Below are 10,688 nucleotides of genomic sequence, written 5' to 3'. Positions count from 1 at the left end.
GAAAGACGGTGAACGCCAAGAAACCTTCTGCACCCAAGGGCGACCAGACGGACTATCCATTAAAAGAATAATGCAGTCCGAAACAAACTGCATAATAGATTCTTTATAATCTCTAAAGTTAGGGGGCTGGGCACAGGGATGCGCTCAGCCCCCGTTTTTTATATCCTTGCTAATTCTGATGGAACGTACATCCTCTTTTTGGGTTTTTATGTCGAACACACATTATATTATATTTTGATATATAGCTGTTATTCCTTAACTTCGTGAAGTTAATCATTAAGATTAAAGGCATGTGGAAAGACTTCTTTTACTATTCTAAAGCGGAACGAAGAGCGGTGATGGTTTTAATAACGCTTATTATTGTTACGTTTACTCTTTATTTGGCATGTCCTTATCTGGGACTCAGGCCTTCTGAAAATGTATTATCAGCAACAGATTCAATAAACTTTTTAGCTTATTCCGATAGCGCAGGAAGAGCGATGAAACATGTCCGTTCGGATAATGGAGATAAACGAGTGAATCTTCATTTAAAAGCTTTTGATCCGAATACGATTGATTCGGCCGGACTTCTGGGTATGGGGGTTCCCCAAAGGGTGATTCGTAATTTATTGAAGTATAGAAGGGCAGGAGGACGCTTCAAGATGCCCGGAGATGTGGCAAAAATATATGGATTGACCGATGAAATGTTTTCTGAAATGGAGCCTTATATATTGATTAACAATCGGAATGGGAATCTTAATATGAGGAATCAAAAGGAGTGGCAGCATGTTCCGCTTGATACTGCGTTGTATTCATCGCGGTCTTCGAAAGCATGTTCCGAAGAACCTTTCTTGAAAACAAAGTCTTTTCCTTCGAAATTCTCGGAAGGAACCATTGTCGATTTGAATTTATCGGATACCGCCACTTTAAAGAAAGTCCCGGGAATAGGGAGTGGTATTGCGGCTCTTATCGTTAATTACCGCAACCGGTTGGGAGGATTCTGTCATGTGAATCAATTGAAAGAAGTGGAATATGTTACTCCCGAAATGCTTCATTGGTTTAAGGTGGAGAATACGAATATTCAAAAGATAAATGTAAATAAGGCAGGTTTAGATCGATTGAGACTTCATCCTTATATGAATTTTTATAAGGCAAAGGTCATTATAGAACATCGGAAGAAACGTGGTTCAATACATAATTTGCAAGAGTTATCGCTTTACGAGGAGTTTACCGAAGATGATTTGAAAAGATTAGCTCCTTATTTGGAATTTTAAAGAATTGTATACCTTTGCAGTCATGAATGGGACAAAAAAAGAAATAAAACGATTGGCAATATTGTTTATTTGCTTGGGTAATATATGTCGTTCTCCGGCTGCTGAGGGAATAATGAAGACTTTAGTTAATAAGGCTCGTTTGGGGAATCATTTTTATATCGACTCGGCCGGTATAGGACGTTGGCATGTCGGTCAATTGCCGGATAGCCGTATGCGTGCTCATGGCGAACGTCGGGGATATAGTTTCAATCATCACTGTCGTCAGTTTACTACATACGATTTTGCCGCGTTCGATTATATTATCGTCATGGATGAAGATAATTATGAGGCAATAGCTGATAAGGCTCGGAATAAAGAAGAGTTGGATAAGATTCATTACATGACAGAATACCTTTTGAACTTTAAGGAGTATCATCGTGTTCCCGATCCATATTACGAGGGAGCGGAGGGATTTGAATTGGTGTTGGATTTGCTGGAAGACAGTTGTGCCGGTCTTTTAGAGAAGTGCAAAGAAGAGCTTAGACAATGCCAATAGGAAAAAAGTTATTCAGAGAAGCTGTGGCTCATCAAGAGCGTGGAAATAGAAAAAGGCGGAATATTTATACTCCGCCTTTTTCTTTATATTTTCAGATTAATGCTGATAACCGCCGGCTTCTGCAATCTTAACAGGAATTTGAGCGTTGTCGGTACGGGCGGCAAACTTTTCCGCTCCCGCGCCAATAGCATAAACCGGAACATATCCGGCAGAATGATCACCGGTAGCCCAACTAACCATTGCAATCTGATTCATAATATCTTTCAGGACGCCGGACATTGGTTCATCGTTTTTATACTCACTCTTAACCATGTCAGGAGTTTGCCCCTTCAATGTTTTATTATATACATCTTGAATTAGTTTGTCTTGAGCGTCAGTTAATTTCAATCCTTCATAAAATCCCCAGTTGGAAGTGATAGCAGATTTAATAACTTCCCAAGGAATATTATTATTATATTTCTTCCGGAGCAGGCTTAATATCTCAGTGAATTTGTTTTCACTGCACTTCTGGTATTTTAAAGCGCCAATATTTAATTCATAACCACCACGAGTAAGAACTAAACCACCCGTTTCATGGTCTGCGGTAATAACAATTAATGTTTCATCCGGATGCTGTTGATAGAATTCGTAAGCAACTTTAACCGCGTCATCCATATCAATAACCTCATTAACCCAAGCCCCCGGGTCATTACTATGGCATGCCCAATCAATTTGTCCTCCTTCAACCATAAAGAAGAAACCTTTATCCGGCTCTTTCATTAGGAAGTTAATTCCGGCGCGAGTGATGTCTGTCAAGGTGAGGTCATCTTTCTCACGGTCGATAGCGTATGGAAGGTTTGATGTCGTTTTGTCTTCTTTTTGAAGGAGAATCATCTTATCGGCTTTCTTTGCTTTTTTGCGATAATCTTTATACCCGCGAGCCACGGTATAACCGTTTTTTGAACAGAGATCGAATACATTAGGGTCAGACGCGTTGTCTTTATTTGTTGGCTGTATAAAACCGGATCCTCCGAAAAATTCGAAACCGGATTCAGCTAATTGAGTACCTATCTTATAATATTGTCCACGATTAGGAACATGCGCGTAAAATGCTCCGGGAGTAGCATGGTCGATGCTGACAGACGTACTGATACCTACACGCTTGCCACTGTTTTTTGCCCAAAGAGCGATACTGTTAACTTTTGTCTCATGGTCTTTTAACAAACCAAGTGTACCGTTCGACGTTTTATTTCCGGTTGCCAACGCGGTGCCTGAAGCAGCAGAATCGGTTACGTCACTACTTGTAGAATACGTTGAGGCGGTAGTGGCGTATGGGAAAGAAGCAAAACACAGAGGAGTAATACCCAACTCTCCTGTAGCGGCTTTCTGATAATACTCGGTTCCAAGAACCTGATTTACACCCATTCCATCACCGATGAAATAAAATACATACTTTGCCTCTTGAGCTTGTAAATAAACAAAAGAAAATAAAAACAGCGTGAATAGTAATGATAGTTTTTTCATTGATGTAATATATTTGAGATTATACGTTAGCAAAGATAGATAAAAAATAGTTAATCCTTCATTTTGATGCCCATTTTCTTCATTAAAAAGCAGGCATTCATGTTCTGCGCTATTCCCGTGCGTAACTGATAAGAAAAGGTAAGCTCATTATTTGTAATGTCTGCTTCGAAGCAGTAGTTCCGAATAGTTTCGGGAAACGATTTTATCAGTTCGCCTAATAACAGGTCGTGGGTTGCGATGATCCCGTTGGCATTCAAGTTCATGAACTGTTGAATAAGCGCAAAGGAACCTTTCTGTTTATCCAGCGAATTCGTTCCCTTTAATATTTCATCAAGAATGATAAAGAGAATCTCTCCGCGATTGAGCCGGTCGATAATTTCTTTCAATCGTTTTAACTCCGCGAAGAAATAGGATTCGTGTTTATCTAATGAGTCGGTAGTACGCAGACTGGTTATTAGCTTTGCGGGATAGATAGTCAGACTATTGGCGTAAACGGGAGCTCCGACGCAAGCTAACACATAATTTATTCCGATTGTACGAAGATATGTACTTTTTCCTGCCATGTTCGCTCCGGTAATAATAATAAAGAAAGGACGTGAAGGAATATCCGAATCGTTTGTAACGCATGTCTTTCGTTTCATTAAAGGGTGACCTAATTCTTTCGCTTCAAAGATAAAAGGTTTGTCTGTAATCGTCGGATAAACATAATCAGGATGAATGTACGCGAAGTTGCCTAACGAACACAGCGCGTCGAAGTTGCCCAAAGCATTCAGCCAGCACATAAGATACTTGCCGTATTGTTGTTGCCATGCTTCAATCTGTACCACTTGGCGAAGTTGCCAGAAAAGCAGTCCTTCTAAAAAAATAAAAAGGAACATGTTATTTCGCATATCCAACCGATCCATTGTCTTTTCCAATTGTTTCAGCGCGTCAATGGCATCTTTTCCTTTATCGGTTATAAATTCAGATTTTAGTTGGACGAGCAGGGGAGAACTTAATTCCTGCTTATCAATAAGTTGAATCAGCTTTGCGTAAATTGATAGAATCTTTAGTCTCTTGTCACTGACCGATTGTATCTTGTTGACTATTTTAGTGAGTCCGGCTCCCGCGATGAAGAATAGGCAGAAGCAGAGTCCGAACCAAGAGAAAGGTAATATGTTTAGTATCCCTAATAGAAACAGTCCCATATTTATAATAGGTATGAGAAAGAGTATTGGCTTCACCCAGATTTGGGTTGAAAAGTGAGGTCTTGATTGTGCCCAGTTACTAAGTTCTTCTTTGTCTTGACTATTTCCATGGTTTAAAAGTCCGGTAACGCGGAATGTCTCTCTGAATTCATGTAGGTCGGCCAATTCCTTTACAGCTTTCTGACGGCTTTCAATTTCTTCTTTATGCTCGGAATGATTACTTAACCAATTTCCTAATATTTGTTTGCCGAATGAAGTGCAAGTGCGGTTCATTAGTTGGAAGAGTGAATGAGGTCCGAAGACATCTAAATCAAAAGAGTATCGGTTAGCAGGGTCAATAAACTCAGTTCCCTCATCAAAAGGTGAATAATCATTGTTCAGTACAGCCACCTCATCTCTGTTAATCTTAATGAGCATCTCGTCCCATTCTTTTTGTTTGAACAGCCACGTATGATATTTTACAAGGATAAGAAACGGAAGGAAAGTAAAGGCAATAGTCAGGCCAATGATAGCCGCTCCTTTGTTATGGAACGCGATAAGCCCGATTACACCTGCGATAAAAAGGAACACTCGTAGTGTACTGACTTGCAGAATTTGTTTTTTTATCTTGTTAAGATGTGTCTCGGCAACTTGAATACGTTCTTTATATTTATCTTCTAAAATCATGTTTTTTTAAATGTGGTGGTAAAGGTACAAAATCTGATAGATAGAAAAAGTTATTTTTTTGTAATATAACGTGCGTTCGGCTAATTTAAATAATACGAGCTGTATATCGCTGCCTCTTTGCGGATGGATACACGATGTTTTGGGAAGCAATAACAACCGCTATTGTTTTGATACGTATGAGTGTGAAAAGTGACGCGGATGAGTTTGTCGGTTCATGCGGATGAGTTTGTTGGTTCATGCGGATGACTTTCTCAGTTTATACGTATGACTTTCTAAAGTCTCTTTTATGATAAAATGTTTTGATCAAATCGTTAAGTTGAGAGATACTGATGCTTCATTAAACTCACCTTTATTATTTGTCTATTTGCGGTAATTATTTCCTCTTATATTAATATTTAACCAAATAAAATGTTAAACTAACATAGAAACATGTACCTTTGTTGTTGGCAATGAATAAAACAGAAGCAGTATGAAAAAAGGTGTGTTGTCTTTCTTTGTTTTGGCAGTATTGATGTCATCATGCTATGGAACAATGACAGGTAGTCCCGCCGCGGTTTCTGCCGGTGCGTCTATTGGCGGAGTATTGGGCTCTATCATAGGAGATAATGCCGACGGTTGGCGCGGGTCGCAGTTTGGTTCGTTAATTGGTACGGTGGCAGGCGCTGCCATTGGGAATGCGGTGTCTACTCCTCCAAAGGATAAGCAAAATGAAGGGGATTATCAGGAGAAAACAGAACAGGGCTATGATGATATTTATTCTGATGAGAATGGCTATGTGAATAATGAATCGAATTTAGAGATTCGTAATATCCGGTTCATAGATGACAGTCGTAATCAGGCTATTGAGGCAGGAGAGTCGGCAAAGATAGTTTTTGATATTGTGAACGTAGGGAATTCTCCATCATATAATATTGTTCCGGTGATCAAAGAATTAAATAAGAATAAGCATTTGAAGTTTTCTCCGTCACGTCCGATTTCTTATATGCCACAAGGAAATCAAATTCGTTATACGATGACTATTCGTGCGGATAAACGATTGCGTGATGGCATGGCTCAATTCCGTATTTATGCGATAGAGAGCAATGGAGCAGTTACCGCGCCGCATGATTTTTCTATTGAAATACGAAGGAGATAAAATCAGGCTATGCCGATGATTGGCATGGAGAAGTAAGTAACAGTTAAAATTATTTGTTCATATCCAGACTTTTGTTCAGCTCTTCTTTAGAGAACTTTCCTGTCATGTGAATAAGGTTGGTATCTTTGTCTCCGGTGACAATGATAGCCACATCGCTGAAGTTTTCCCCCTCACCTTTTCCAAGTATACGGGTTTGTGTACTGTCTCTGTTAATGCTGCTCAGCTCAGAAAAGCCGGAAACGTTTTTAGAACGTTGTGCGAACAGGTTCCTTACAGAAGTAGGGCAGTCACGGAATGAAATGAGTCGCATGGCCTTTAACCCATCCATCATTTTAATACCGTTGATGTCTTGACTCTGCTGACCGGCTACAGCTTTTCCTAATGCAATAACATAAGCAGGCATCTCTACATATTGAGCGCCTTCCGCGTCTTTGAACTCATCAAAAAGAGTGTCAATACTTTGAGCGGAGCAGCATTGCACAGCCAATGTAAAGAGCAGAGAGAGGAGAAGTTCTTTCATTTCTTAGTTATTTCTTTTTGGAGTAGTTGTAGTTTTGATGGAATTTACGTTTATTGACTTGGTTGATTGGGTAGTCTTTTTAGTTGTAGTATCTTTAGTTGTTGAGACTTTCCAACCGGCTCCTGTCGGGCGATATTTGCTCATTTCAGGGAGATGTTTCTGAATAGATTTTATACGAGAGGCATCGCTTGGGTGGGTACTCAAGAACTGTGGCGCATTCCCTTTTCCATTAGCTGACATTTTCTCCCAGAATGTGACGGCATTGTTTGGATTGTATCCCGCCATCGTCATCAGGATGAGTCCCATATAGTCGGCTTCCGACTCATGTTTGCGTGAAAATGGCAGCATCACACCATACTGTGCACCTAATCCATAAACCATACTGCCCAATCCTTGGACAATTGCAGAAGAATTGCTTAATGTCGCGTCTAAGATGGTAGCGCCATATTCTGCGGCGATTTGTTGACTCATTCGCTCATTACTATGTTTTGCAACGGCATGGGCAACCTCATGTCCTAATACAACGGCTAAATCATCATCATTACTAACCAAAGGGAGCAAACCTTCGTATACTACAATCTTACCTCCCGGCATACAGAATGCGTTTACTTCAGAACTGTTGACCAAATTGAATTCCCAAGCGAAATCTTTAATTTCTTTTGACATCCCGTTATTTCTCAGATACTGCTCTGTTGCCGTTGCAATTCTCTTCCCTACCCGTGTAACCATTGCTTTTCCGGCAGTGTTTGTCGAAACCTTAGCAGTTTTCATATAATTTGAATACTCAGTCAGTGATGATGACAGTACTTCAGAATTAGAAACTAACATTAATCGCTTTCTGCCTGTAATAGGCACACTGCTACATCCGTAAAGAAGCGCGGTAAGCATACATAATCCTAAAATCTTTTTCATAGCCGATACCCTTTGATTTTGAATATTGTTTATTTCACCTTCTTCATTGCCTGATCTAAGTCGTTGATGATGTCTTCCGCGTCTTCAATACCAACAGACAAACGAATCAAATCGGGTGCTACACCAGCCTCCAACAACTGTTCATCGCTTAATTGGCGATGGGTATGACTTGCCGGATGGAGTACACATGTTCTGGCATCGGCTACATGAGTAACGATACAGATCATCTTTAACGCGTCCATAAACTTAATAGCATCTTCGCGGCTTCCTTTAATGCCGAAAGCTATCACTCCACAGGTTCCATGAGGCATGTATTTCTGTGCTAACTTATAGTACTTGTCACTTTTCAGTCCCGGATAGTGAACCCATTTAACCATTGGGTTTGTTTCCAACCATTCTGCTACTTTTTGTGCATTCTCACAATGGCGTAACATACGGAGATGGAGTGTTTCCAGTCCCAAGTTCAGATAGAATGCGTTTTGAGGGGATTGAATAGACCCGAGGTCACGCATCAACTGGGCTGTCATTTTGGTGATGTATGCATTCTTCCCGAAAGCTTTTGTATATGCCAGTCCGTGATATGAAGGGTCTGGCAGGGTAAGTCCAGGGAATTTGTCAGCGTGTGCGTCCCAATCAAAATTTCCGCTGTCAACCACTGCTCCCCCAACAGTTGAGGCATGTCCTTCCATATATTTGGTTGTTGAGTGTGTTACTATATCAGCCCCCCAATCGAATGGACGACAGTTGATAGGAGTCGCGAATGTATTGTCAACAATCAGAGGGACTCCATGTTTATGCGCAATCTTCGCGAACTTCTCTATATCCAGCACATCCATACTTGGATTGGCCAAAGTCTCACCGAACATTGCTTTTGTATTTGGTTTAAAGGCTTTATCTATCTCTTCCTCGGGAGCGTCGGCATCAATGAATGTACAATCAATACCTAATTTTTTTATGGTGACGCCAAATAAATTGAATGTACCGCCGTATATAGTTGAAGAACATACAATGTGATCACCTGCTTCACAAATATTGAAGATAGCATAGAAATTGGCAGCTTGTCCGGAAGAAGTGAGAATTGCTCCAACACCGCCTTCCAATTGTGCAATCTTAGAAGCGACACAATCGTTTGTCGGATTTTGTAGACGGGAATAGAAATATCCCTCATCTTTCAAGTCGAACAATCGAGCCATTTGCTCACTATTATCGTATTTGAATGTCGTACTTTGATAAATAGGAAGAACGCGAGGTTCACCTTTTTGGGGTTTCCACCCGCCTTGCACGCAGATGGTAGCGGGTTTAAATATCTTTGTCATAATGTGAGTTTAATAATCTAATGTTATACGCTACAAAATTAATAATAATCTTTTATTTTGTTCTTCATCTGCGGAAATCTATTTATTTTTGCAATAAATTAAATGAAAATGGGAGAGATAAGATTCAGGCATACCATGCCTGTGCAGTTGCGTTTTAGCGATGTCGATCAGTTTGGACATGTAAATAATTCTGTTTACTTCTCTTTATATGATTTAGCCAAGACTACTTATATCAGCGATGTATTGGGACATGCCGACTGGAAGAAGATGGCAATTGTTGTCGCGAATATCAATGCTAATTTTTTTAAACCAATGTTTTTCTCTGATAGAATTGTCATAGAAACTGCTTGTGTTCATTTGGGACATAAAAGTTTTACCCTTCTTCAGCGTGCTATCAATGAAGATACCAATGAGGTGCGTTGCGAATCTCGTTCGGTGATGGTTGCTTATGATGTAAAGAAATTACGTCCGGTTCCTATTCCCGATGAGAATAAAGAAGCTATTTGCAAATATGAAGGCCGTACTTTAGAGGAACTTGAAAAGGGTTTGGAGTAATCTAATTATAAAAAGGTATCAAAACGAAAACAACCTTTGTCGTTGCTATAACGGTAAAGGTTGTTTTTTTGTTTCTTATGTTATGCCTTTATTATAAAGGATATTATTCGAAAGCATAGAGAACTGTCGACAAATAGCGTTCACCTGTATCAGGAAGTAGAGCAATGATTGTCTTTCCTTCGTTCTCCGTTTTCTTGGCTAATTCAATGGCAGCAAAAGCAGCGGCGCCCGAAGATATACCAACCAATAAACCTTCTTTCTGAGCAAGCATACGAGATGTGCGGATGGCATCATCATCTTTTACTTTGACTATTTGATCAACTACATCCGAATGAAAGTTTTTAGGGACAAAACCGGCTCCGATACCTTGAATTTTGTGCGGTCCAGCCTGACCACCTGATAAGACCGGCGAACCGTCCGGTTCTACAGCAAAGGCTTTAATTTTCGGATTATGCTTTTTTAATCCTTCGGCAGTACCACTTAGTGTTCCGCCTGTTCCTACTCCCGCGACAAAGTAATCAATTTTTCCGTCGGTATCTTGCCAGATTTCTTCAGCTGTCGTTTTGAGATGAGCCGCAGGATTGGCCGGATTCTCGAACTGTTGTGGGATAAAGGCTCCCGGAGTTTCCTCTTTCAGTTCGTTTGCTTTACGGATAGCACCTTTCATTCCTTCGCTTCCGGGAGTAAGGATTAATGTTGCTCCAAGAGCTTTCAATAAATTCTGACGTTCTATACTCATGGTTTCCGGCATGGTGAGAATGAGTTTGTAACCTTTTACTGATGCAACCCATGCGAGTCCTATACCGGTATTTCCGCTGGTAGGTTCTATGATAGTGGCTCCCGGTTTTAACAGACCTTTTTCTTCTGCGTCGTTAATCATTGCTAATGCAATGCGGTCTTTAACACTGCCTCCCGGATTAAAAGATTCAACTTTAACTATCACTTTTGCTTTAAGGTTTAACTCTTTCTCAATGTTGGAGAGTTCTACCAATGGAGTGTGTCCAACTAAATCTGTCAGATTGTGATAAATCCTTGCCATAATCTATACTATTATTACCTTTAAATTTCTGTTACAAAGTTAAAAGGTTTAGAATTATTCAACAAGT

General features: G+C 40.1%; 10 protein-coding genes. 4 read left to right on the top strand and 6 right to left on the bottom strand.

The window, feature by feature from the left end; all coding sequences use genetic code 11:
• The first annotated feature begins 263 nt into the window (after positions 1-263).
• A complete protein-coding gene (locus LO761_RS10915) occupies positions 264-1,253 on the top strand; it encodes a helix-hairpin-helix domain-containing protein (RefSeq protein WP_272818314.1) in 990 nt (329 codons plus the stop codon).
• 22 nt (positions 1,254-1,275) lie between these two features.
• Positions 1,276-1,788, top strand: a complete 513-nt coding sequence (locus LO761_RS10910) for a low molecular weight protein-tyrosine-phosphatase (RefSeq protein WP_272818313.1) — start codon at positions 1,276-1,278, stop codon at positions 1,786-1,788.
• A gap of 96 nt (positions 1,789-1,884) precedes the next feature.
• Here LO761_RS10910 and LO761_RS10905 read toward each other — a convergent pair whose 3' ends face one another.
• Positions 1,885-3,291 carry an alkaline phosphatase gene (locus tag LO761_RS10905; protein WP_272818312.1) on the bottom strand — a complete coding sequence of 469 codons (1,407 nt, stop codon included), beginning with the start codon at positions 3,289-3,291 and terminating at the stop codon, positions 1,885-1,887.
• A gap of 50 nt (positions 3,292-3,341) precedes the next feature.
• Positions 3,342-5,144: a MutS-related protein gene (locus LO761_RS10900; protein WP_272818311.1), complete on the bottom strand. Its 1,803-nt coding sequence runs from the start codon at positions 5,142-5,144 to the stop codon at positions 3,342-3,344.
• Between the two features lie 469 nt (positions 5,145-5,613).
• On the opposite strand from LO761_RS10900, the gene LO761_RS10895 reads away from it, so the two are divergent.
• Positions 5,614-6,279, top strand: coding sequence for a glycine zipper domain-containing protein (locus LO761_RS10895; protein ID WP_272818310.1), 666 nt, complete (start codon positions 5,614-5,616; stop codon positions 6,277-6,279).
• 49 nt (positions 6,280-6,328) lie between these two features.
• On the opposite strand, the gene LO761_RS10890 is transcribed toward LO761_RS10895, so the two are convergent.
• The 3 genes from LO761_RS10890 to LO761_RS10880 are packed head-to-tail and all read right to left on the bottom strand — an operon-like array spanning position 6,329 to position 9,027.
• Entirely contained in the window at positions 6,329-6,799 is a 471-nt protein-coding gene (locus tag LO761_RS10890) for a DUF4252 domain-containing protein (RefSeq protein ID WP_272818309.1), read from the bottom strand.
• Positions 6,800-6,802: 3 nt separating this feature from the next.
• On the bottom strand, positions 6,803-7,711 hold the full coding sequence (locus tag LO761_RS10885) for a M48 family metallopeptidase (RefSeq protein WP_272818308.1): 909 nt from the start codon (positions 7,709-7,711) through the stop codon (positions 6,803-6,805).
• A gap of 29 nt (positions 7,712-7,740) precedes the next feature.
• Complete coding sequence (locus tag LO761_RS10880) at positions 7,741-9,027, bottom strand: O-acetylhomoserine aminocarboxypropyltransferase/cysteine synthase family protein (protein WP_272818307.1); 1,287 nt, start codon at positions 9,025-9,027, stop codon at positions 7,741-7,743.
• Between the two features lie 108 nt (positions 9,028-9,135).
• Between LO761_RS10880 and LO761_RS10875 the strand changes: the two genes are divergently transcribed.
• Positions 9,136-9,582, top strand: a complete 447-nt coding sequence (locus LO761_RS10875; RefSeq protein WP_272818306.1) for an acyl-CoA thioesterase — start codon at positions 9,136-9,138, stop codon at positions 9,580-9,582.
• Positions 9,583-9,685: 103 nt separating this feature from the next.
• On the opposite strand, the gene cysK is transcribed toward LO761_RS10875, so the two are convergent.
• Complete coding sequence (gene cysK, locus LO761_RS10870) at positions 9,686-10,621, bottom strand: cysteine synthase A (RefSeq protein ID WP_272818305.1); 936 nt, start codon at positions 10,619-10,621, stop codon at positions 9,686-9,688.
• Positions 10,622-10,688 lie beyond the last annotated feature (67 nt).

This window comes from Phocaeicola oris (genome assembly GCF_021295095.1).
Classification (GTDB): domain Bacteria; phylum Bacteroidota; class Bacteroidia; order Bacteroidales; family Bacteroidaceae; genus Phocaeicola; species Phocaeicola oris.
This window is presented reverse-complemented; position numbering and strand designations above follow the sequence as displayed.